We start from the raw sequence: 22,443 nt of genomic DNA, 5'->3' as shown, positions 1-22,443 counted from the left end.
CTACCAGCGCGGCACCGAAGGCGTCACCCACCCCGGTTCCGCGACCCGCATCGCGGCGGCGTCGTCGCGGTCCCGCAGTGAGCCGTCGTCCTCCAGCCACCGGCGGTGCAGCTCCGCCAGCCTCTCGTGGTCCAGTTCGACGCCGAGGCCGGGCGCGTCCGAGACGGTGACCTCGCCGTTCTCGAAGGTGAGGCGCTCGGTGAGGACGTCCTCGGACTGCCATGGGTAGTGGGAGTCGCAGGCGTGGTGGAGGTCCGGGACGGTGGACGCGACGTGGGTCATCGCGGCCAGGGAGATGCCCAGGTGGGTGTTGGAGTGCATGGACACGCCGACGCCGAAGGTGCGGCAGATCGCCGCCAGCTGCTGGGTGTTGCGCAGCCCGCCCCAGTAGTGGTGGTCGGAGAGCACGACCTGCACGGCGTCCTTGGTGAACGCCTCCTTGATCTCCGCGAACGTCGTCACGCACATGTTGGTCGCCAGCGGCACCCCGGCCCGCGCGGCGACCTCGGCCATCGCGGCCGTGCCGAGCGCCGGGTCCTCCAGGTACTCCAGGACGTCGCCGAGTTCCCGCGCCACCTTCAGCGAGGTCTCCACGGACCAGGCCCCGTTGGGGTCGAGCCGCAGGGGGTGCCCGGGAAAGGCCTCGGCGAGGGCCCGTACGGCCGCGATCTCCTCGTCCGGCGGGAAGACCCCGCCCTTGAGCTTGAAGGAGGTGAAGCCGTACCGCTCGGTGAACTTGCGGGCCTGCTCGACGACTCCGGCCGGGTCGACGGCGGCACCCCAGTCGTCCTTCTCGGCCGGGACGCCCGCCGGGTGCTCGGCCCACTTGTAGAAGAGGTACGCGCTGTACTCGACCGCGTCGCGCACCTTGCCGCCGAGCAGCGCGTGCACGGGCAGTCCGAGTGCCTTGCCGAGGGCGTCCAGGCAGGCGACCTCGAAGCCGGAGACGACGGACAGCCGCAGCTTGTCGGCGGTCTGGACGCCGCGCAGCCCGCCGACGTCGACCTGCCCCTGGACCCGGGACCGGTCGACGGCGACCTCGTCGGCGACGGCGAACAGGCCGTTGAGATCGCCTGCTTGGCGCCCGACGAGCTTGTCCGCGAACGGCCGGGCGAGCTCCAGGTACTTGGTGTCGCCGTACGTCTCGCCGACGCCCGTGACCCCGTCGGCGGTCACGACCTCCACGATCAGCCGGGGTGTGTACGGCTGGTGGACGCCCTGGGTGTTCAGCAGGGGCGGGTCGGCGACCAGGATGGGCGTGAGGCGGACCTCGGTGATCGTGAGGTTCACAGAGCGGCTCCTACGAGGTCGAGGCCGGTGGCGAGGAGGGCGCGCAGGTCGGCGAGGTCGGCGGCCGAGGGGTCGGTGAGCGGGGCGCGTACGGGGCCGACGGGGCGGCCGCGCAGCCGGGCGGCCGCCTTGACCAGGGACACCGCGTAGCCGGGTACCCGGTCGCGGATCTCGACGAGCGGGACGTAGAAGTCGCGCAGCAGCTTGTCGACCGTGCCCTGGTCGCCGCCGTGGAGGGCGGTGAAGAAGGCGTTCGCGATCTCGGGGGCGAAGGCGTGGACGGCGGAGGAGTAGGCGGGGACGCCGACGGTGGCGTAGGCGCGGGCCTGGATCTCGGCGGTGGAGGCGCCGTTGAAGAAGAGGAAGTCCTCGGGGGCGGCGAGGGTGAGGCGCTGGAGGCGGTCGAGGTCGCTGTGGCCGTCCTTGAGCCCGATGACGTTCGGGATGCGGGCGATGCGCTTCAGCGAGTCGGCGGTGTAGGCGACCTGGCCGCGCTGGTAGGCGATGAGCGGCAGCCGGGTCCGGGCGGCGAGCTGCTCCAGCTGGGCGACGAGGCCGTCCTGCGGGGCGGCGACGAGATAGTGCGGCAGGACGAGGAGGGCGTCGGCGCCGGCCTCCTCGGCGATCCGGGCGAACCGCGCGGCCTGCGCCCAGCCGTAGCCGACCCCGGCGACGACGGGTACGCGCCCGTCCGACGCGTCCACGGCGAGGGAGACGACCTGGCGGTACTCGTCCTCGTCCAGCGAGAAGAACTCGCCGGTGCCGCAGGCGGGGAAGAGCGCGCCGGGGGCGGTGGCGAGCTGGGCGGCGACGTGGGCGCGGAAGCCGTCCGGGTCCAGCGTGCCGTCGTCGTGGAAGCTCGTGAGCGGGAACGACAGCACGCCCTGTGCCATGCCGTCCCGCAGGCGCCGGATCGTGACCGTATGCACGCCGGTATCCGTATCGAGGCTCACCCTCGCCATCTTCCCCATCTCCATTTGTAGATGTCATCCACGTATGAGAATCGAGATTAGATAGACGAACCACGAGCGTCAATGGCGCGGTCCGTGCGAGGCGCGACGATTACCATCGCCCCATGTCAGAGACAGGCGGCGTCCGCGAAGTGAAGTCGGCGGCGCGCACCGTGGAGTTGCTGGAACTGCTCGCCGCGCGCGGCGACCGCCCCGCCCGCCTCCAGGAGCTGGCCGAGGCGCTGGACGTGCCGCGCAGCTCCATGTACGCCCTGCTCCAGACCCTGATCTCGCGCGGCTGGGTCCGCACGGACGTCACCGGTTCCCTCTACGGCATCGGCATCCACGCCCTGCTCACCGGCACCAGCTACCTCGACTCCGACCCGCGCGTCCGGGTCGTACGCCCGTATCTCGACGAGGCGTCGGAGGCGCTGGGCGAGACGATCCACATGGCGCGGCTGGACGGCCGGGACGTGGCGTATCTGGCGACGCGCGAGTCGCACGAATACCTGCGCACGATCAGCCGGGTGGGCCGGCGTCTGCCCGCGCACGCGGGCGCCCTGGGCAAGGCCCTGCTCGCCGAACGCCCCGACACCCACCTCCCCGACGGCCCGTACGAGCCCCTGACCCCCCACACCCGCACCACCCGCGAGGCCCTCGCCGCCGACCTCGACGAAGTACGGGCGCGCGGCTACTCGATCGACCGCGAGGAGGGCGTCCCCGGCATCGTCGGCTTCGGTTTCGCGCTGCGCTACGAGACCCCGGCCCAGGACGCGATCAGCTGCTCGGTGCCGGTGGCACGGCTGTCGGCGGGCCACGAGGAGCGGATCGTGGCGGTGATGCGGGAGATCAGGGCGAAGATCGAGGCGACGGTCCCCGGCGGGAGCGGGGCCGTGCACTGGCGCAGGTGAGGGCCTCTTTTCGGCACGGACGAGGGTGCCCTCGCGGTACAGATGAGGGCGGCTTCTACCCGCGATCCCCCACCCCAAACAGGAAGTGCCCCAGATCACACCCCCCGCGCTTCTTCACCCCTCCCCCCGCTTGATACAAATTGCCCGCGCGTTCCTGTCCGTCGACGGCCTGCGCCCCTCCCCCTCTTGAGCCGCTCCTTTCGCATGCCCTGGGAACGCCCGTGTTCGCCCCTCGCACCACTCCCCGGCCCCTCGTCGCCCTTTTCACGGCCGGGTACCTCGCTCCGTATCTGCTGCCTACGGTCGTCGGCAGACTCGACTCCGGACTTCCGCTCACCCCCACCCAGGCGGGTGCCGTCGGCAGTGCGCTGCTGCTGAGTTCGGCGTCGGCGGGCTTCCTGCTGGCCTCCCGGGTGGACCGGGTCGGGGCACAGCGGCTGGCCCGGATCGGCCTCACCCTGGCCCTGCTCGGCTACGGCGGCGCGGCGCTCGCCCACGCCCTGCCGGCCGTCGTGCTGGGCGTCCTGGTCGGCGGCTTCGGCTCGGGTACGGCGACCGCGGTGGCCGCCACCGGCATAGCCGCCCTGCGGGATCCGCACCGGGCCACCACGCTCGGTCTCCTGTGCGTCTCCGCGCTCGCGGGCGCCGTCTATCTGACGGTGCCGCACCTCGGCGCGGGCCATGGTCAACCGCTGGCCGCCATCGCCCTCACCGCGCTCGCCGTATGGCCGCTGACGGCCCGTCTGACGTCGAGCGGAGCCTCACAACCCCAGGCCCGGGCGGCCACCACCCGCCTCCCCCACCTCCGCCACGGCCTCGCCCTCGCCGCCTGCATGCTGTGCTGGTCCCTCGCCCAGAACTCCCTGTGGGGCGTCAGCGGCCGGATCGGCCTGACCCAGGCACAGCTGACGGAGGCGACGGTCGGCGCGGTGTTCGCCGTGGGCCTCGGCGCAGGCCTGCTGGGCGTGACCGGGGCGGGGGCGCTCGGCCCGCGCCTCGGCCGCGCGCTCCCCATCGGCGCCGGTACCGCCCTCATCGCCGTGTGCATCGCGCTCAGCGCGTCCGCGACCGACCTGACGAGCTTCGCGACCGGCGAGATCGCCTGGAACACGCTCTACCCGATCGTCCTGTCGTACGTCATCGGCCTCGCCGCCTCCCTGGACCCACGCGGCCGCTGGGCGGTCCTCGTGGGCTCGGCGTCCTCCCTGGGCACCGCGGCCGGCCCCCTGACCGGCAGCGTCCTGTCCGCCCAGGCCGGCTTCCCCACCATGGGCACGGTCCTCGCGACCGGCCTGCTGATCGTCGCCGTGCCCATGACCGCCGTGGCACTGGCCCGACGCCCGCAGGAGACGGTCGAGGTGGCCGAGGGCACGGAGATCATGGAGATCGTCGAGATCCCCCTGGACACCAACGAAGCCACCCCGGCGGCCCCGGACCGCCTGACCGCGGCGACCTGAACCGGCGTCGGCCCGGCTACCCGAACTCGTATGCCTCCACCTCGGCCAGATACCGCCCCCGCAGCTCCTCGTCGTCCTCCAGGAAGGAGGCGAGGAACGAGTTGCGGGCGAGTTCCCGCAGCCGATCCTCGGACAGGTCCAGGGTCTGGTGGACGGCGTCGAAGTTGTCGCCCGCGTAGCCCCCGAAGTAGGCCGGGTCGTCGGAGTTGACCGTGCACATCAGGCCGGCGTCGAGCATGGCGGGCAGGGGGTGGTCGGCGAGGACGTCGACGGTCCGCAGCCGCACGTTGGAGAGCGGGCACAGCGTCAGCGGCACCCGGTCCCGGACCAGCCGCTCCACCAGCGCCGGGTCCTCCATGCACCGCAGCCCGTGGTCGATCCGCTCGACGCCGAGGATGTCGAGGGCCTCGGTGATGTACGCCGGCGGTCCCTCCTCGCCCGCGTGCGCGACGCGGCGCAGACCGAGCGCGGCGGCGGCCTCGTAGACCTCGCGGAACTTCACCGGCGGATGGCCGACCTCGGCGGAGTCGAGGCCGATGCCCACGATCCGGTCGAGATACGGCTCGGCGGCCCGCAGCGTCGCCATGGCCGACTCGGCGGAGTCGTCGCGCAGGAAGCACAGGATGAGCCGGGTAGAGACCCCGTGGTTCGCCTCGCTGCTCCCCAGCGCCCGCCACAGCCCCTCGACAACCGTGCCCAGCTCCAGGCCCCGCTTGGTGTGCGCCTGCGGGTCGAAGAAGATCTCCGCGTGCCGCACGCCCTGCGCGGCCGCCCGGGCGAGGTAGGCGTTCGCGAGGTCCTCGAAGTCCCGCTCGGTGCGTAGGACCGCCATGAGCTCGTAGTACAGGTCCAGAAAGGACTGGAGGTCCTCGAACTGGTACGCCTTGCGGAGCTCGTCGGTGTCGACGTACGGCAGCTCGACGCCATTGCGCGCGGCGAGTTCGAAGGCGAGCTCGGGTTCGAGGGTGCCTTCGATATGGAGGTGCAGTTCTGCTTTCGGGAGAGGCATCAAAGCATCGTACGGGGGTATTACCGACGTTTCGGCAGCGGCACCCGCAGGAGGTCGTACGCCACCGTCAGCTCCCCGTCGAAACCGGCGTCCCGCGCCTGCCGCTCGAACTCGTCCGGCTCGCTGTAGCGCTGGCTGAAGTGGGTGAGCACGAGATGCCGTACGCCGCACTCCAGCGCGACGCGGGCGGCCTGACCGGCGGTCAGATGGCCGTGCTCGACGGCGAGTTCGACGTCGTCGTCCAGGAAGGTGGACTCGATGACGAGCATGTCGCAGCCGTCGGCGAGGGCGTACACCCCGTCGCACAGCCGGGTGTCCATGACGAACGCGAAACGCTGCCCGCGGCGCACCTCGCTCACGTCCGCGAGGGAGACCCCGCCGAACACGCCGTCCCGCTGGAGCCGCCCCACGTCCGGCCCCTTGATGCCGTGCGCGGCGAGGCGTTCGGGCAGCATGCGGCGGCCGTCGGGCTCGACGAGGCGGTAGCCGTAGGACTCGACGGGGTGCGACAGCCGGGCGGTCTGAAGCGTGTAGCCGCCGGTGTCGGCGATGACCCCGTCCTCGCTGACCGGGGCCTGCGCGAGGTCGACGGTCTCCCGGTAGGCGGTGGCGTACCGCAGCCGGTCGAAGAAGCGCTGGCCGGAGAGCGGGTAGTGGGCGGTGACGGGGTGCGGGACCTTGTCGAGGTTGATCCGCTGGATGACGCCGGCGAGGCCGAGCGAGTGGTCACCGTGGAAGTGGGTGACGCAGATCCGGTTCAGGTCGTGCGCCGCGACCCCGGCGCGCAGCATCTGCCGCTGCGTGCCCTCGCCGGGATCGAAGAGGATCCCTTCGCCGTCCCATCGCAGCAGGTAGCCGTTGTGGTTGCGGTGCCGGGTCGGGACCTGGCTGGCCGTGCCGAGGACGACCAGTTCACGTACGGACACGGCGAGTTATCCGGGGGGCCACTGCATGCCGCGGCCGCCGAGGACGTGGGCGTGCGTGTGGAAGACGGTCTGGCCTGCGCCTGAGCCGGTGTTGAAGACGATGCGGTAGCTCTCCAGCTTGTCCTCGTCCGCCACGGCCTGGGCTTCGCGCAGGACGTCGGCGGCGAGGGACGGGTCGGCGGCGGCGAGGGTGGCGGCGTCCCGGTAGTGCGCCTTGGGGATGACCAGGACGTGGGTGGGTGCCTGGGGGTTTATGTCCCGGAAGGCGACGGTCGTGTCCGTCTCCCGGACGATCGTCGCCGGGACGTGCCCTTCGACGATCTTGCAGAACAAGCAGTCGTCCTTCGATTCCCCTGCCATGCCTGTGCCTCCTCACGCCGGATGATCTCTTACGGGCATGCTATCGCCGGGGCCCCACCCTTCCCCGCCCTCGCCGCCCCTACCCGTCCCATCCCCGGTGGCTGCGCCCCCCAGACCCCCCTATCGGCCCTCCGGGCCTCGTCCTCAAACGCCGGACGGGCTGAGTGCCTCAGGGGCGCGGGGCTGTGTCGATATGCGGCTCCGCCGCGTGGGCGCGACCAGCCCCCACCGGCCCGCACCCGAAAGACGACCCGGGGTCGAAGGGGCGGAGCCCTGGGGATGGGACGGGTAGGGGCGGCGGGGGCGAAGAACTCACCGGTCCGGCAGCGGCGGTGCCGACTTGGCCGGCCGTTCCTCCAGCCCCGCCAACGCGAGCCGCACCGCCTCGTCCAACTGCGCGTCCCGCCCGGCCACCCAGTCCTGCGGACGCTGCACCACCTCCACGTCCGGATCCACCCCGTGGTTCTCCACGTCCCAGCCGTACCCCTCCAGCCAGATGGCGTACTTCGGCTGCGTGATCAGCGTGTCGTCGACCAGGCGATAGCGGCTGTCGATGCCGATGACACCACCCCACGTCCGCGTCCCCACCACCGGCCCGAGCCCCAACGCCTTGATCGCCGCGTTGACGATGTCCCCGTCGGACCCGGAGAACTCGTTCGCCACCGCGACCACGGGCCCGCGCGGAGCGTCCGCCGGATAGCTGTACGGCCGCATTCCGCGCGGCAGTTCCCAGCCCACGATCCGCCGTGCCAGCTTCTCCACGACCAGCTGCGAGGTATGCCCGCCGCCGTTCTCACGGACGTCCACGACAAGGCCCTCGCGGGCGACCTCGACCCGCAGGTCGCGGTGGATCTGGGCCCAGCCCGGAGCCTGCATGTCCGGCACGTGGAGGTAGCCGAGCCGACCGCCGGACTTCTCGTGGACGTAGGCCCGCCGGTCGGCCACCCAGGCGTGGTAGCGGAGCGGCTGCTCGTCGGCGATCGGCACGACGACCGCGTGCCGCGGCTCCCCGCCCCCGGCCGGTGAGACCGTCAGCTCCACCGCCTTGCCCGCCGTGCCGACGAGCAGCGGCCCGGGCCCGGTCACCGGGTCCACCGGCACCCCGGCCACCGCCAGGATCGCGTCCCCGGCCCGCACCGCGACCCCGGGCGCGGCGAGCGGTGCCCGGGCGTCGGGGTCGGAGGTCTCCGAGGGGAGGATCGTGTCGATGCGCCAACTGCCGTCCGGATGGCGGGAGATGTCGGCGCCGAGCAGTCCCTGCCGGGCCCCGCCGCCGTAGCCGCCGCGCCCGGCGACGTACGCGTGCGAGGTGCCCAGCTCGCCCTGCACCTCCCAGAGCAGGTCGATCAGATCATCGTGGGTGGCGACCCGGTCGAGCAGGGGGCGGTAGCGGTCCAGTACGCCCGTCCAGTCGACGCCGCTCATGTCCGGCCGCCAGAAGTGGTCGCGCATGATGCGGCCGGTCTCGTCGAACATCTGCCGCCACTCCGCCGACGGGTCGACCGTCTGCCGTACGCGCGTCAGGTCCACGGTGATGTTCGAGTCGCTGTCGTCGTCGCCGGAGGCCCGCCGGTCGCTGGGGACGACCTTGAGCCGGCTGTCGGTCCACAGCAGGACCCGCTTGCCGTCGCCGCTGACCTCGAAGTGGTCGGCGTCGTCGGCGAGATGCTCGACCCGCCGCTGGACGAGGTCGTAGCGCTCCATCTCGGTCTTGGGCTCGGGGTCGTCGGGCGTGGCCCGGGTGGTGCCGAGCGCGCCGCGCACGGGATGCCGCAGCCACAGCACGCCGTCCTTCGCGGCCCGCAGGTTGGTGTAGCGGGCCGCCTCGACAGGGAACGGCACGATCCGGTCGGCGAGCCCTTCGAGGTCGATGCGGGTGGTCGGGGTGCCCTCGCTGTCGGGGGTCTCCTCCTTGTCCGGCGCGTCGAAGGGCCGGCCGTGCCGCTGCGGACCGAAGGGGGACGGGGTGGTCGCGGCGAGGGTGATCAGGTGGGGGCGGGAGCCGACCACGAAGGCGAGGTCGAAGACGTGCTCGTCGTAGACGGGGTCGAAGGCCCGGGTGGAGAGGAAGACCAGGTGCTTGCCGTCCTGGGTGAAGGCGGGCGCGTAGTCCTGGAAGCGCAGGGGGGTCGCCTCGGAGACGGACAGGTCGGTGGTGTTGGCGAGCTTCAGCTGGGACAGCGGGCGCGGGCCGGGGTGTGACCAGGCGAGCCAGGCCGAGTCGGGCGAGAAGACGAGACCGGACACGTCGCCGTCGGCGCTGCGGTCGACCTCGCGGACCTCGCCGGACTCCCGTTCGACGAGCAGCAGCCGTCCGTCGTGCGCGGCGACCGCGGCCCGGCTCCCGTCGGGTGCCATGGCGAGCTCCAGGACCCGGCCCAGCTGTCCGGCGCCGAGCCTGCGCGGCGTGGCACCCGGTGCGAGTCCGGTCGCCGGGGCGAACTCCAGGGCGTCGTCGCCCTCCGCGTCCGTCACCCACACCACCCACTCCTCGCCCTCCGTCCGGAAGGTGCGCGGCAGCCGGGCCCGCACGCCGGGCTCGGCGGCGAGCGCGCGGGCGGGGCCGGAGCGGTGGGTGACCCAGTGCACGGCACCCCGCACGCAGACGGCGCTGCCGCGCGCGGTGTGGTCGGGCGCGGCCTCCCCGAAGGCGCGGGCGGCGTTCAGCTGGTACGCCTGCCGGTCGGTGCGCTGTCCGCCGAGCCGGATGTCGAGCCGGCGCGGCTCGGCCCCGTCGAGGTCGTCCAGGAGCCACAGTTCACCGGCGGACGCGTACACGACGCGGGTGCCGTCGCCGGCTGCGTGCCGGGCGTAGAACCCGTCGACAGGAGTGTGCCGTCGTAGGTCCGACCCGTCCGCGAGGGACGAGTACAGCGCGCCCACCCCCTCGTGGTCGGAGAGGAAGGCGATCCGGTCACCGGCCCACACGGGGTACTCGATGTTCCCGTCCAGGTCCGCGTGCAGCCGTACGAAGTCGCCGTCGCCCGCGAGGTCGATCCACAGCTTCCCCGCCGTACCTCCCCGGTAGCGCTTCCAGCGGGCGGCCTCCAGCCCCATCGGCGCGGAGGCGAGCACGAGCTGCGGCCCGTGCACGACGTCGGCGACGGGGCCGTACGGCAGGGTGGTGGCCGGGCCGCCGTCGAGCGGGACCGTGTGCGCCCACGTGCGGCGGCTGCCCGCCTGGCCCCGGGTGCTGATGGCGAGGATCCGGCCGTCCGGGGTCCAGCCGCGCACCCGGGTCTGCCAGCTGCCCCAGTGGGTGAGGCGCCTGGCGGGGCCGCCGTCGACCGGCGCGATGTGCACCTCGGGGGCGCCGTCGCGGCTGGAGGTCCAGGCGACGGTCGTGCCGTCGGGCGAGATGCGCGGCAGGGTGACCGGCACGTTGTCGGCGCTGACCCGCCAGGCGCGGCCGCCGTCGAGCGGGGCGAGCCACACGTCGTCCTCGGCGGTGAAGGCGACCAGGTCACCGTGGAGATGCGGATACCGGAGATAGGAAGACGATCCGGGCGTCGCGGGCTGAGTCACCCGATCACCATAAGCAGGGGCGGCGTCCGGGGACAGACCTTTGGATCACTTGCCCAACTCGCGGCCGAAAGCGCTCACTTGCCCTCCGGCCAGCAGTTCGGGTGCTGCTTGCAGTAGACGGTCTTGGTGACGGTCACGGTGACGGTGGGCCCGGGCTGCTGTCCGCCGCCGGAGGGGTTGACCGGCGAGGGCGTGGCGTCGCAGTCGCCCAGCCCGTTGACGTGGAACCACTCCTTGCCGCCGATCTTGGCGACGAGGTCCCCGCGCACACAGGAACCGCTGACGGCCCGGGTGATCCGGCCGGTGACGACGATGTCCTTGCCGTCGGAGGTCTCGCCCTCGCAGTCGACCTTGACGACGGTGTTCGCACTCGCCGTCGCCGCGCCGGACTTGCCGTCGCCGTTGTCGTACGAGCCGGTGCAGTTGAGCCACTGCACGTCCGCCTTCTGCCGCTCCAGCTCCGCCGTCACGGTCTGGTCGGTGGTGAACGCCACGGTCGCGCTGCTGAGCCCACCGGGATCACAGGCGGTCATCGCTCCGACGGCGAGCACGGCCACTCCCACCGCGCCCGCCACTCGCGGGCGCCGGCCGGCACGGCCCCGAAACCTGCTGAAAGCCCCCATGAGAGGGCAGCCTGCCACTGTCCCGGCCGCCGCGGTAGAGCGCATACGGCCACTCCCCCACCGGATCAGGACCGCAACAGCAGCCACTCCTGAAGCTCCACCAGGTTGCCCTCGGGGTCCTTGAGATGGGCGACGCGCATCCGGTCCGTCATCGGGGCGGGCCCGTGCAGGACGGTCGCGCCGCGTGCGGTGACCTGCGCGCAGTAGGCGTCCAGGTCGTCGACCCGCAGCACCACCAGGGACCGGTGGCCGGTGGCCGCGGCACCGAGTTCGCCCAGCACCTCGGCCATCATCGCCCGGTCCTGCAGGGCGATACCGGCCGAGCCGGTGGCGGGGCTGAACTTCTCGTACGGCCCGTTCACCGCGCCCGACTGCGGCTTGAGGCCGAGGACGTCGGCGTAGAAGCGGTAGCAGGCCGGGAAGTCGCCGACCAGCAGTCGTACTTGGGCCAGTTCCACGGCGTAGGTACCTCCCGGGTCAGGACCAGCGGCCGGTGCGGCCGAGGAGCAGTGCCGTCGCCGCAGTTCCGGCGGTGGAGGTCCGCAGGACGGTACGGCCCAGACGGTACGCCTTCGCCCCCGCCTCCTCGAAGAGGGCCAACTCCTCGGGGCTCACGCCGCCTTCGGGTCCGACGACGAGCACGATGTCGCCCTCGGCGGGCAGTGCCGCCGTGGCCAGCGGCTCGCTGCCGTAGTCGCGGTCCTCGTGCAGTACGGCGGCGAAGTCGGCCCCGGCGAGCAGCGCCGCGACCTGCTTGCTCGTGGCCGCCTCCGCGACCTCGGGGAAACGCACCCGGCGCGACTGCTTGCCCGCCTCACGCGCGGTGGCCCGCCATTTGCCGAGGGCCTTCGCGCCCCGTTCACCCTTCCACTGCGTGATGCACCGGGCGGCCGCCCACGGCACGATCGCGTCGACGCCGGTCTCGGTCATGGTCTCGACGGCCAGTTCCCCGCGGTCGCCCTTGGGCAGGGCCTGGACGACGGTGATTCGGGGCTGGGCTGGCGGCTCGTGCGCGACGGCCCCCAGCTCCACCACCAGCCGGTCCTTGCCCTCGGCCGCCTTGACGACGCCCTCGGCCCAGCGTCCGAGCCCGTCGGTGAGGACGACGTCCTCGCCGGCCCGCAGCCGCTTCACCGAGACGGCGTGCCGCCCCTCCGGCCCGTCGAGGACGTACTCGCCGCCCGAGGGGGCGACACCACGCTCCAGGGAATCGACGACGAACACCGGTGCGGTCATCGGCCGGCACCGCCCCGCGGGAAGGCTGACAACGCTGTCGACGCCGCGGCCAGTTCGGCGGCCAGGACCTCGACCAGTTGCCCGGCGGGCAGGTCACGGGCCATGCGGTGCCCCTGTCCCGCCCACAGGGCCATGCCCTGCGGGTCGCCGGAGGAGGCGGCCTTCTTGCGCAGGGGTGAGGTGAGGTGGTGGATCTCGGGGTAGGCGGCGGGGGCGTACGGGCCGTGCTCGCGCATGAAGCGGTTGACCAGGCCACGGGCGGGGCGGCCGGAGAACGCGCGCGTCAGCTCGGTCCGGACGAACAGCGGGTTGGTCAGCGCCTGCTTGTGCACGGCGTTGGCGCCGGACTCCTGGGTGGCGAGGAAGGCGGTGCCGAGCTGGGCGGCGCTCGCCCCGGCCGCGAGCGCGGCGGCGATCTGGCTGCCCCGCATGATGCCGCCGGCGGCGACGAGGGGCAGGCTCACGGTCTCGCGGACCTGGGCGACGAGGGAGAGCAGCCCGATGCCGGTACCGTCGGTCTCCGGGTTGTCGCGATGCGTCCCCTGATGCCCGCCCGCCTCGACGCCCTGCACGATCACGGCGTCCGCACCGGCCCGCTGCACGGCGAGGGCCTCGTCCGGGGTGGTGGCGGTGACGAGGGTGAACGTCCCGGCGCGCCGCAGGGACTCCAGGACCTCGCCGCTGGGCACGCCGAAGTGGAAGGAGACGACCGGCACCGGGTTGTCGAGCAGCACCGCCAGCTTGGCGTCGTACCCGTCGTCCCGCCCGCTGTCCGGATCGCCCAGCTCGGTCTCGTACCAGGCGGCCTCACCGGCGAGCTGATGGGCGTAGACGTCCACCGCCGCCGCGTCCGCGTACTCGGGCTGCGGCATGAACAGGTTGACCCCGAACGGCCGCCCGGTCAGCCCCCTGAGCTGCTTGATCTCCTGGTACATCCCGTCGGCGGTCTTGTACCCGGCGGCGAGGAACCCCAGCCCACCGGCCTCGGCCACGGCGGCGGCGAGCTGCGGCACGGAGACGCCGCCTGCCATGGGGGCCTGCACGATCGGATGAGGGAAGAGATCGGTCAGCGCGGAGGACATGACGGCATGTTGTCACGTCCTCCGAACAAGTCCGAATCGGCCCTTCCCCTTGGCATAGGCCAACATTTTCCCAAGGGGATCAGCACCCGTCGAAGCAGGGCTCAGCGCCCGTTGAACGCGTCCTTCAGCCGCGAGAACAACCCTTGCTGCCCCGGCTGACTGTGCCTGCCCGGGGGACGACCCCCGGACCCCCAGCAGCTCACATCAGCGCCCGTTGAACGCATCCTTCAACCGCGAGAACAACCCCTGCTGCCCCGGCTGGAACTGCCCCTGCGGACGCTCCTCGCCGCGCAGCTTGGCCAGCTCGCGCAGCAACCGCTCCTGCTCGGGATCCAGCTTGGTCGGCGTCTGCACCTCGACGTGCACGATGAGGTCGCCGCGCCCGCCGCCGCGCAGATGGGTCACGCCCCGCCCGTGCAGCGGGATCGACTGACCGGACTGCGTGCCGGGCCGGATGTCGACCTCTTCCATGCCGTCCAGCGTCTCCAGCGGCACCTTCGTGCCGAGGGCCGCCGCCGTCATCGGGATCGTCACCGTGCAGTGCAGATCGTCGCCGCGCCGCTGGAACATCGAGTGCGGCAGCTCGTGGATCTCGACGTACAGGTCACCGGCGGGACCACCGCCCGGCCCGACCTCGCCCTCACCGGCGAGCTGGATCCGTGTGCCGTTGTCGACACCGGCCGGGATCTTGACGGTCAGGGTCCGGCGGGACCGTACCCGCCCGTCGCCCGCGCACTCGGGGCACGGCGTCGGGACCACGGTGCCGAAGCCCTGGCACTGCGGACACGGCCGGGACGTCATGACCTGGCCCAGGAAGGACCGCGTCACCTGCGACACCTCACCGCGGCCGCGGCACATGTCGCACGTCTGGGCGGAGGTACCGGGAGCGGCCCCCTCGCCGTTGCAGGTGTTGCAGACGACGGCCGTGTCGACCTGGATGTCCTTCGTCGTGCCGAAGGCCGCCTCGTCGAGCTCGATCTCCAGCCGGATCATGGCGTCCTGGCCCCGGCGCGTACGCGAGCGCGGACCGCGCTGCGACGCCGTGCCGAAGAACGCGTCCATGATGTCCGAGAAGTTCCCGAAGCCGCCGGCGCCGAAGCCGCCGGCTCCGCCGCCGCCCGCCTGGGACAGCGGGTCGCCGCCGAGGTCGTAGACCTGCTTCTTCTGCGGGTCCGACAGCACCTCGTAAGCGGCGTTGATCTCCTTGAACCGCTCCTGGGTCTTCGGATCCGGATTGACGTCCGGGTGCAGCTCGCGCGCGAGCCGCCGGAAGGCCTTCTTGATCTCTTCCTGCGACGCGTCGCGACGCACGCCGAGAACGGCGTAGTAGTCCGTGGCCACTTACGACTCCGCCAGGATCTGTCCGACGTACCGTGCCACTGCGCGTACCGCTCCCATCGTTCCCGGGTAATCCATGCGGGTCGGTCCGACCACGCCGAGCTTGGCGACTGCCTCGCCGCCCGAACCGTAGCCCACCGACACGACGGACGTGGAGTTGAGTCCCTCGTAGGCGTTCTCGTGCCCGATGCGCACGGTCATGCCCGAATCCCCGGCCTCGCCAAGGAGTTTGAGGAGCACGACCTGCTCCTCCAAGGCTTCCAGAACGGGCCGGATGGTGAGGGGGAAGTCATGTCCGAAGCGGGTGAGATTGGCGGTTCCGCCGATCATCAGCCGCTCCTCGTTCTCCTCGACGAGTGTCTCCAGCAGGGTGGAGAGCACGGCCGAGACGGTGCCGCGGTCCTCCAGGTCGAAGGCCTCGGGGAGGTCCTCGACGAGGGTCGGCACATCGCTGAAGCGCCGTCCCGCGACCCGGCTGTTGAGCCGCGCGCGCAGATCCGCGAGCGACCCTTCGCCGAAGGGGGCCGGGCAGTCGACCATCCGCTGCTCGACCCGTCCGGTGTCCGTGATCAGGACGAGCATCACGCGCGCGGGTGCGAGGGACAGCAGCTCGACATGGCGGACGGTGGACCGGGTCAGCGACGGGTACTGCACGACGGCGACCTGCCGGGTGAGCTGCGCGAGCAGCCGTACGGTGCGGGCCACGACGTCGTCGAGGTCCACGGCGCCGTCGAGGAAGTTCTGGATGGCGCGCCGCTCCGGCGGGGTCATCGGTTTGACGCCGGCGAGCTTGTCGACGAACAGCCGGTAGCCCTTGTCGGTGGGGATACGCCCCGCACTGGTGTGCGGCTGGGCGATGAAGCCCTCGTCCTCCAGGGCCGCCATGTCGTTGCGGACGGTCGCCGGGGAGACACCGAGGTTGTGCCGCTCGGTCAGGGCCTTCGAGCCGACCGGCTCCTCGGTCCCGACGTAGTCCTGGACGATGGCACGCAACACCTGAAGCCTGCGTTCACTCAGCAATCGCGCACACCTCCAGAAGTCGTTCCCTCGGCGCCTCGCCTGGCACTCTGCGCTGGTGAGTGCCAACCGTCCCCGGCCAGTGTACGGCGGTGGGGTACGCCCCGGGCAAGGCCGGTCACGCACCACCGTGCCCGACGGTGGTGTCGTTTAGCGTCGCGGTATGACGGTGACTTGGGAAGAGCTGGGGTGGGAACGGCTGGCGGCCGGGGTCGGCAGGTGCCGGCTGCCGGGCTGGGACTGCACGGCGGGGCTGGTCGTCGGGGACGGTGGCGCGCTGCTCGTCGACGCCGGGTCGAGCCTCGGGGAGGGCGCGCGACTGCGGACGCAGGCGCAGTGGCTCGCCGGTCACCGTGTGACTCATCTCGCGCTGACGCATCCGCACTTCGATCACGTCTTCGGGGCGGCGGCGTTCGCGGGGGCCGAGGTGTACGGGGCGGTGGGCATGGACACCGTGTTCGCGCACGAGCGGGCGGAGCTGCGCGCGGACGCCCTGCGCAACGGCCTGGACCAGGACGCGGCGGACGAGGCGGTCGACGCGCTGGTCCACCCGCGCCACCAGGTCAGCGGCGAGTGGACGCTCGACCTGGACGGCGGCCGGCAGGTCCTCCTGGCGAACGTGGGCCCGGCCCACACGGCCCACGATCTGGTCGTGCTCGTGCCGGCCGGGGTCTTGGGGGACCGGGAGGTGGTCTTCTGCGGCGACCTGGTGGAGGAGTCCGGTGAACCGCAGGCCGGCCCCGACGCCGTACCGTCGCACTGGCCGGCGGCCCTGGACCGCCTCCTGGAACTGGGCGGCGAGGACGCGCTGTACGTGCCCGGTCACGGTGCGGTGGTGGACGCGGGGTTCGTGCGAGGCCAGCGCGACGCGTTGGCCGCCCGCTTCGGCGTGTCGGGCTGAACGGCGGGACGCGCGGGCCGGGCTTCTCCTATCGTCATCCGAATGCGCCAGTACTCCCCCGACCTGACCCCGCCCTGGAAGAAGCCCAAGCCGGCCCCCGAGGTCCCGGCGGACCCGGGTCTGGTGGTGGAGGAGCCGGGCACGGGCTTCTGCGGCGCGGTGATCCGCTGCGAGGCGGGCACGGTGACGCTGGAGGACCGCTTCGGCAAGCACCGGGTGTTCCCGCTGGAGCCGCGTGGGTTCCTGCTGGAGGGCAAGGTGGTGACGCTCGTACGGCCCGCGGGGGCCGCGCCGGTACGCCCCACTCGTACGGCCTCCGGTTCCGTCGCCGTCCCCGGCGCGCGCGCACGCGTGGCCCGCGCCGGCCGTATCTACGTCGAGGGCCGCCACGACGCCGAGTTGGTCGAGAAGGTCTGGGGCGACGACCTGCGCATCGAGGGCGTGGTCGTGGAGTACCTGGAGGGCGTCGACGACCTGCCGGCGATCGTGGCCGAATTCGCCCCCGGCCCGGACGCCCGGCTGGGTGTCCTGGTGGACCACCTCGTGCCCGGCACGAAGGAGTGGCGGATCGCCGAGTCGGTGACCAGCGAGCACGCCCTGGTCGTGGGCCACCCGTACATCGACATCTGGGAGGCGGTGAAGCCGTCGTCCCTGGGGATCGCCGGGTGGCCGAAGGTCCCGCACGGGCAGGACTGGAAGACCGGGGTGTGCCGGGCGCTGGGGTGGCCGCCGGAGAACACGGGGGCGGTGTGGCAGGCGATTCTGAAGCGGGTGGGGTCCTACAAGGACCTGGAGCCGGAGTTGCTGGGGAGGGTGGAGGAGTTGATCGACTTTGTCACGGGTAGCGGTGGGGCCTGACGCTGGAGAACGTTCCGAACTCGGTGGTGTCGAGTTCGAGCCCGAGTTCCTCCAACGGCAGGGGCGCCCCGAACTTGGTGACCTGCTGCCGCTGGTAATCGGCGTTGTCTCCCCTCCCGACAGGCCTCGTCAGCAGGACGCACTGCGCCATGACCGGATCCACAATGAGGTAGACGGGCACCTTGCCGGCAGCGTAGATGGACCGCTTGATCTCGTAATCCCGTTGGACGCTGGTCTTGGAGACCACCTCGACAACCATCGTGATCAGCGAGGACGGCAGCAGGCGGCCCGAAGCGGGCCTGGCTTCGCGCTCAAGAACCACCAAGTCCGGCACTGGCTCACTGGCCTCATCGAGAATGTCGACGTCCTGGGTCTGTAGGCGAGACCACCGCTTACGTGGGATCTGGTCCAGCACATCTTCCACGATCATGTTGTGCACAAGATCAGGGCTGGCCATCATCACGATTTCCCCCCGGAGAAGCTCGACCTTGACGCCCTCGGGAGGGTCAAGCTCCTCGAAGTACTTGGTCATCCCACGCTCGTCCACAGCGGTCATCTCCGTGGCCCTCCACATCCGCCGCGTCCTTTTAGCGGCAGCCTACGGATCAGGTTAGGGACCGAACCGACGTTCCGCACCGATTCACACGTCCGAGTGATCAGTCCACCAAATCCCTGACCACCGCATCCGCCAGCAACCGCCCCCGCAACGTCAGCACCGCACGCCCCTCCGCATACGGCCCCTCCTGAAGCAGCCCCTCCCCCAGCGCCCGCCGCGACGCCGCGAGCCCCTCCTCCCGCAGCAACCCCAGCGGCGCCCCCTCCCGCAACCGCAGCTCCAGCAGGATCCGCTCCACCCGCCGGTCCTCCTCCGACAGCAGCTCCCGGCCCGCCCCCGGCGACTTCCCCGCCGCCAGCGCCCCCGCATACGCCCCCGGATGCTTCACGTTCCACCACCGCACCCCGCCCACGTGCGAGTGTGCTCCCGGCCCCGCGCCCCACCAGTCGGCGCCCCGCCAGTACAGCTCGTTGTGCAGGCAGCGGGCGGACTCGGAGGTCGCCCAGTTGGAGACCTCGTACCAGTCGAAGCCGGCCGCGGTGAAGGTCTCCTCGGCGATCAGATAGCGGTCCGCGTGGACGTCGTCGTCCGTCATCGGGACCTCGCCGCGACGGATCCGGCGGGCCAGCTGGGTGCCCTCCTCGACGATCAGGGCGTACGCCGACACGTGGTCCGGCCCGGCGCCGATGGCCGCGTCCAGCGAGGCCCGCCAGTCGTCGTCCGACTCGCCGGGGGTGCCGTAGATCAGGTCCAGGTTGACGTGCTCGAAGCCCGCCGCGCGGGCCTCGGCGACGCAGGCCTCGGGGCGGCCGGGGGTGTGGGTGCGGTCCAGGACCTTCAGTACGTGCTGTTTCGCGCTCTGCATGCCGAAGGAGATCCGGTTGAAGCCGCCCTCGCGGAGGGTGGCCAGATAGGCCGGGTCGACCGACTCCGGGTTGGCCTCCGTGGTGATCTCCGCGTCCGGCGCCAGTCCGAACTCGTCGCGGATCGCCCCCAGCATCCGTACGAGATCACCGGCGGCCAGCAGGGTCGGCGTACCGCCGCCGACGAAGACCGTGCGGACCTCGCGCGGGTCGTCGCCGAGGGCCTTGCGGGCCAGGCGGATCTCGTCGATCAGAGTGTCCGCGTAGTTGTCGCGGGAGGCCAGCACGCCGCCCGTGCCGCGCAGCTCGGTCGCGGTGTAGGTGTTGAAGTCGCAGTAGCCGCAGCGGGTCGCGCAGTACGGGACGTGCAGGTAGAAGCCGAGGGGGCGGTCGGCGGACCCGGCGAGCGCGGACGCGGGGAGCGCGCCGTCGGCGGGGACGGGTTCGCCGTCGGGGAGTGCGGAGGGCATGTCCTCCATTCTCCCGTACCGCGCCGGTTACTCGGCCTGGAGCACCAGCAGCGCCAGATCGTCCTCCGGCGGACGGCCGCTGAACTCGTGCACCAGCCTGCGGATCCGTTCCGCGATCAGCTGGGCGTTCAGGCCCGCGCACCCGGCGAGGGCGGTCGCGAGTCCGTCGCCGTCGTCGAACTGGCGGGAGCCGCTGCGCCGCTCCGTGACCCCGTCGGTGACGCACAGCAGGGTGTCGCCGGAGCGCAGCTCGAAGGTCTCGGAGGTGTACGTGGCGTCCTCGACGACCCCGAGGAGGGTCTGCGGGTGTGCGGCGGTGTGGACCTCGCCGCCCGAGCCCAGCAGCAGGGGCAGCGGGTGTCCGGCGGAGGCGAGGGTGCAGCGGACGCCGCCGTCGAAGGGGGTGAGCTCGCCGTAGAGGAGGGACAGGAAGCGGGTCTGGGGGCCGTCGCCGGGGGCGACCGGGCCGACGAGGGCGCGGGCGGCGGCGTCGGCGGCCTCCGTGGCGTCGTCGAGGAGGAGCTGGTTGAGGCGGTCGAGGACGTCGGCGACGCGGTAGCCCTCGCGGGCGAGGAGCCGCAGCCAGGGGCGGGCGATGCCGATCACCACGGCCGCCTCGGGGCCCTTGCCCTGGACGTCGCCGATGGCGAAGCACCAGCGGCCGTCGCCGGCCGGGAAGAGGTCGTAGAAGTCGCCGCTCGGGCCGCCCTTGTCGCACGGCTCGTAGACCAGGGCGCTGACCACTCCGGGGATCTCCGCGACCGCGCCGGGCAGCAGTCCGCGCTGCAGGACCCGGCTGATGGTGGCCTGCCGGGCGTACTGGCGGGCCGCGCCGATGGCGAGGGCCACCCGGCGGCTGAGGTCCTCGACGAGCCCGGTGACCTCGTCGGGGAAGCGCATGAGGTCGGCCCGTCCGATGACCAGCGTGCCCAGCGGGCGGCCACCGGCGACCAGCCGGTACGCGAGCGCCGTGCCGCGCACCCCGCGCGCCCCGAGCGCGTCACCGGGCCAGGGGTAGGGGGCGGGTCCGGTGCGGTGGGTATCGGGCGGCAGCGGCGGCTCCTTCTCCAGGGCGCGGCGCAGCTCCTCGATGAGGTTCTCGGAGCCGTGCCAGACGCGGGCCAGCCGGGGCCCGGTGCCCGCGGTGCCGTCGACCGCCCAGCCGCCCTCGGCCTCGCCCGACCTGGGGTAGCCCCAGCGCCCGGCGACCTCGTCCTCCAGCCACACCGCGCACCAGTCCGCGAGCCGCGGCACGATCAGCTGGCCGGCGAGCGCGGCGACCAGGTTCTCGTCGAGCTGTCCGGCGAGCAGGTCGGAGGCCTCGGCGAGGAAGGACAGGGCACCCCGGTTGAGCCAGTCCCGGTCGCGCTCGGCGCGCTGGGGCTCGGGCGCGAGGATCTCGGCGACGCGCAGCCCGCGCTCCAGCGCACGCTCCTGCGCGTACGTCTCGATGTCGTCCCTGGCGGCCACGGGGTCCTCGGCGGGCAGCCGCGCCCACACCGTCTTGGCGCCGGTGCGGTAGGTGACGCCCCAGGACTCGGCGAGCCGGGACACCAGCCGCAGGCCGCGGCCGTACTCCGGGGTCTCGTACGGCGCCTCGACCTCGCCGTCGCGCGGGGCGCGCGAGGGGTGGTGGTCCAGGACCTCGACGACCAGGTCGCCGGTGTCGTCCTCCAGACGGCAGGCGAGCTCGACGTCGGTACCGGCGTGCACGACGGCGTTGGTGACGAGTTCGCTGACGACCACGACGGCGTCGTCGACGAGCCGGTCGCTGAGGTGTTCGGTGCCGGGCAGACCGGAGTCGGCCCATTCGGTGAGGGCGCTGCGCACGAGGGAGCGCGCGGAGCCCGGGGAGAGCGCGCTGCCGGGGAGGGTGGTGCGGGTCTCCGCGCCCACGCCCCCGTGCACAGGCACACCAGAGGCACGGGTAACGGTCTCCCGTTGCGCCGGAATGGCCCCCATGGACAGCTCCCCGAACGGTTCGGACGAATACGCCTCAGTCGACGCCGACAGAGTGACAGACTGGCCACGCCCATAAGCACCGAGTTACCGAAGTGGGCCGCCATGAGTGAGAACCGTGCTACGCGTGTGCTCGAAGACGGACAGAAAGACGGTCAAATTCGAGCATCGGAACTGCGCCCGCTGCTCGCCGCGATGACCGCGGCTCGGGACGGCGACTTCCGCAGGCTCCCGGAGACCGGTGAGGGAGTGGTGGCCGAGCTGACGGCCGTCTTCAACCAGATCATGGACCGCAGCACCCACTTCAACGGTGAAGTGCAGCGGGTCAAAAGGGAGTTGGTGCGGCACGGCCGGCTCGACGAGCGGCTCTCGGCGAGCCCGGGTCAGGGCGACTGGACGACCCGCGTCAACGACGTCAACCATGTGCTCGACGCGCTGGTGGCCCCGGCGGCGAACGCGACGCGCGTGCTGGACGCGGTGGCCGGCGGCGACCTCACGCAGCGCGTCGACCTGCACGACGGCAGCCGTCAGTTACGCGGTGACCTGCGCCGACTCGGCCGGGCCGTGAACAAGATGGTCGACCAGCTGTCCCTGTTCACCGGCGAGGTCACCCGGGTGGCCCGCGAGGTCGGCACCGAGGGGCGGCTCGGCGGCCGGGCCAAGGTGCAGGGCCTGTCCGGGAGTTGGCGGGACGTGACCGAGGCCGTCAACACGATGGCGTCCCGGTTGACCGCGCAGGTCCGTGACATCGCCCTGGTGACCACGGCGGTGGCCCGCGGCGACCTGACCCGCACGGTCACCGTCGAGGCGACCGGCGAGCTCCTCGAACTCAAGCTGACCGTCAACACGATGGTCGACCAGCTTTCCGCGTTCGCCGACGAGGTGACGAGGGTCGCCCGCGAGGTGGGGACGGAAGGGCAGCTGGGTGGACGGGCGCAGGTCCGGGGCGTGTCCGGCGTCTGGAAGGACCTGACCGACAACGTCAACTTCATGGCGTCCAACCTGACCTCACAGGTCCGCAACATCGCCCAGGTGACGACAGCCGTGGCGAACGGCGACCTGAGCCAGAAGATCACCGTCGACGCCCAGGGCGAGATCCTGGAGCTGAAGTC

At 72.2% G+C, this 22,443-nt stretch carries 20 protein-coding genes; 5 read left to right on the top strand and 15 right to left on the bottom strand.

Annotated features, from left to right (window positions below):
• Positions 1 to 1,290 (bottom strand): enolase C-terminal domain-like protein, encoded by a 1,290-nt coding sequence (locus ACFZBP_RS17120; RefSeq protein WP_391413859.1) that lies wholly within the window; start codon positions 1,288 to 1,290, stop codon positions 1 to 3.
• Positions 1,287 to 2,252 (bottom strand): 5-dehydro-4-deoxyglucarate dehydratase, encoded by a 966-nt coding sequence (locus ACFZBP_RS17115; protein WP_391413857.1) that lies wholly within the window; start codon positions 2,250 to 2,252, stop codon positions 1,287 to 1,289. The genes ACFZBP_RS17120 and ACFZBP_RS17115 overlap by 4 nt, the downstream gene beginning before the upstream one ends.
• A gap of 113 nt (positions 2,253 to 2,365) precedes the next feature.
• Between ACFZBP_RS17115 and ACFZBP_RS17110 the strand changes: the two genes are divergently transcribed.
• Complete coding sequence (locus ACFZBP_RS17110) at positions 2,366 to 3,151, top strand: IclR family transcriptional regulator (protein WP_383451008.1); 786 nt, start codon at positions 2,366 to 2,368, stop codon at positions 3,149 to 3,151.
• A gap of 221 nt (positions 3,152 to 3,372) precedes the next feature.
• A complete protein-coding gene (locus tag ACFZBP_RS17105; RefSeq protein ID WP_391413854.1) occupies positions 3,373 to 4,608 on the top strand; it encodes an MFS transporter in 1,236 nt (411 codons plus the stop codon).
• Positions 4,609 to 4,624: 16 nt separating this feature from the next.
• On the opposite strand, the gene ACFZBP_RS17100 is transcribed toward ACFZBP_RS17105, so the two are convergent.
• From ACFZBP_RS17100 to hrcA, 10 genes are all read right to left on the bottom strand, one after another.
• Entirely contained in the window at positions 4,625 to 5,617 is a 993-nt protein-coding gene (locus tag ACFZBP_RS17100) for an adenosine deaminase (protein ID WP_391413852.1), read from the bottom strand.
• Positions 5,618 to 5,637: 20 nt separating this feature from the next.
• Positions 5,638 to 6,543, bottom strand: coding sequence for a ribonuclease Z (locus tag ACFZBP_RS17095; protein WP_383451015.1), 906 nt, complete (start codon positions 6,541 to 6,543; stop codon positions 5,638 to 5,640).
• 6 nt (positions 6,544 to 6,549) lie between these two features.
• Positions 6,550 to 6,903 (bottom strand): histidine triad nucleotide-binding protein, encoded by a 354-nt coding sequence (locus ACFZBP_RS17090; protein ID WP_383451018.1) that lies wholly within the window; start codon positions 6,901 to 6,903, stop codon positions 6,550 to 6,552.
• A 312-nt stretch (positions 6,904 to 7,215) separates the two neighbouring features.
• Entirely contained in the window at positions 7,216 to 10,428 is a 3,213-nt protein-coding gene (locus ACFZBP_RS17085; RefSeq protein ID WP_391413850.1) for a S41 family peptidase, read from the bottom strand.
• A gap of 74 nt (positions 10,429 to 10,502) precedes the next feature.
• Positions 10,503 to 11,051, bottom strand: coding sequence for a hypothetical protein (locus ACFZBP_RS17080; protein WP_391413848.1), 549 nt, complete (start codon positions 11,049 to 11,051; stop codon positions 10,503 to 10,505).
• A gap of 65 nt (positions 11,052 to 11,116) precedes the next feature.
• Positions 11,117 to 11,509, bottom strand: a complete 393-nt coding sequence (locus ACFZBP_RS17075; RefSeq protein WP_391413846.1) for a VOC family protein — start codon at positions 11,507 to 11,509, stop codon at positions 11,117 to 11,119.
• A 19-nt stretch (positions 11,510 to 11,528) separates the two neighbouring features.
• Positions 11,529 to 12,287 carry a 16S rRNA (uracil(1498)-N(3))-methyltransferase gene (locus tag ACFZBP_RS17070; protein WP_391413844.1) on the bottom strand — a complete coding sequence of 253 codons (759 nt, stop codon included), beginning with the start codon at positions 12,285 to 12,287 and terminating at the stop codon, positions 11,529 to 11,531.
• Positions 12,284 to 13,369, bottom strand: a complete 1,086-nt coding sequence (locus tag ACFZBP_RS17065; RefSeq protein ID WP_391413842.1) for a nitronate monooxygenase — start codon at positions 13,367 to 13,369, stop codon at positions 12,284 to 12,286. The genes ACFZBP_RS17070 and ACFZBP_RS17065 overlap by 4 nt, the downstream gene beginning before the upstream one ends.
• A 204-nt stretch (positions 13,370 to 13,573) precedes the next feature.
• Positions 13,574 to 14,710 carry a molecular chaperone DnaJ gene (gene dnaJ / locus ACFZBP_RS17060; protein ID WP_391413840.1) on the bottom strand — a complete coding sequence of 379 codons (1,137 nt, stop codon included), beginning with the start codon at positions 14,708 to 14,710 and terminating at the stop codon, positions 13,574 to 13,576.
• Entirely contained in the window at positions 14,711 to 15,727 is a 1,017-nt protein-coding gene (gene hrcA, locus ACFZBP_RS17055) for a heat-inducible transcriptional repressor HrcA (protein ID WP_383451039.1), read from the bottom strand.
• A gap of 160 nt (positions 15,728 to 15,887) precedes the next feature.
• Here hrcA and ACFZBP_RS17050 point away from each other — a divergent pair, with 160 nt between their 5' ends.
• Both ACFZBP_RS17050 and ACFZBP_RS17045 read left to right on the top strand, forming a co-directional pair.
• Positions 15,888 to 16,625 carry an MBL fold metallo-hydrolase gene (locus ACFZBP_RS17050; RefSeq protein WP_383451042.1) on the top strand — a complete coding sequence of 246 codons (738 nt, stop codon included), beginning with the start codon at positions 15,888 to 15,890 and terminating at the stop codon, positions 16,623 to 16,625.
• 42 nt (positions 16,626 to 16,667) lie between these two features.
• Entirely contained in the window at positions 16,668 to 17,483 is an 816-nt protein-coding gene (locus ACFZBP_RS17045) for a DUF3097 family protein (RefSeq protein ID WP_391413837.1), read from the top strand.
• Here the strand turns inward: ACFZBP_RS17045 and ACFZBP_RS17040 are convergent.
• From ACFZBP_RS17040 to ACFZBP_RS17030, 3 genes are all read right to left on the bottom strand, one after another.
• A complete protein-coding gene (locus tag ACFZBP_RS17040; protein WP_391413835.1) occupies positions 17,461 to 18,039 on the bottom strand; it encodes a Uma2 family endonuclease in 579 nt (192 codons plus the stop codon). The two genes, ACFZBP_RS17045 and ACFZBP_RS17040, sit on opposite strands and share 23 nt — an antisense overlap.
• 100 nt (positions 18,040 to 18,139) lie before the next feature.
• Positions 18,140 to 19,372: a radical SAM family heme chaperone HemW gene (hemW, locus tag ACFZBP_RS17035; RefSeq protein ID WP_391413833.1), complete on the bottom strand. Its 1,233-nt coding sequence runs from the start codon at positions 19,370 to 19,372 to the stop codon at positions 18,140 to 18,142.
• A gap of 27 nt (positions 19,373 to 19,399) precedes the next feature.
• Positions 19,400 to 21,334, bottom strand: a complete 1,935-nt coding sequence (locus ACFZBP_RS17030; protein WP_391413830.1) for a SpoIIE family protein phosphatase — start codon at positions 21,332 to 21,334, stop codon at positions 19,400 to 19,402.
• A 192-nt stretch (positions 21,335 to 21,526) separates the two neighbouring features.
• Here ACFZBP_RS17030 and ACFZBP_RS17025 point away from each other — a divergent pair.
• A partial coding sequence (locus ACFZBP_RS17025) for a HAMP domain-containing protein (RefSeq protein WP_391413828.1) occupies positions 21,527 to 22,443 on the top strand: 917 nt, incomplete at its 3' end.

The organism is Streptomyces sp. NPDC008086, from assembly GCF_042957325.1.
In the GTDB taxonomy this organism is placed as follows: Bacteria; Actinomycetota; Actinomycetes; order Streptomycetales; family Streptomycetaceae; genus Streptomyces.
The sequence above is the reverse complement of the archived record's forward strand: the minus strand, read 5'-3'. Positions and strand labels throughout refer to the sequence as shown.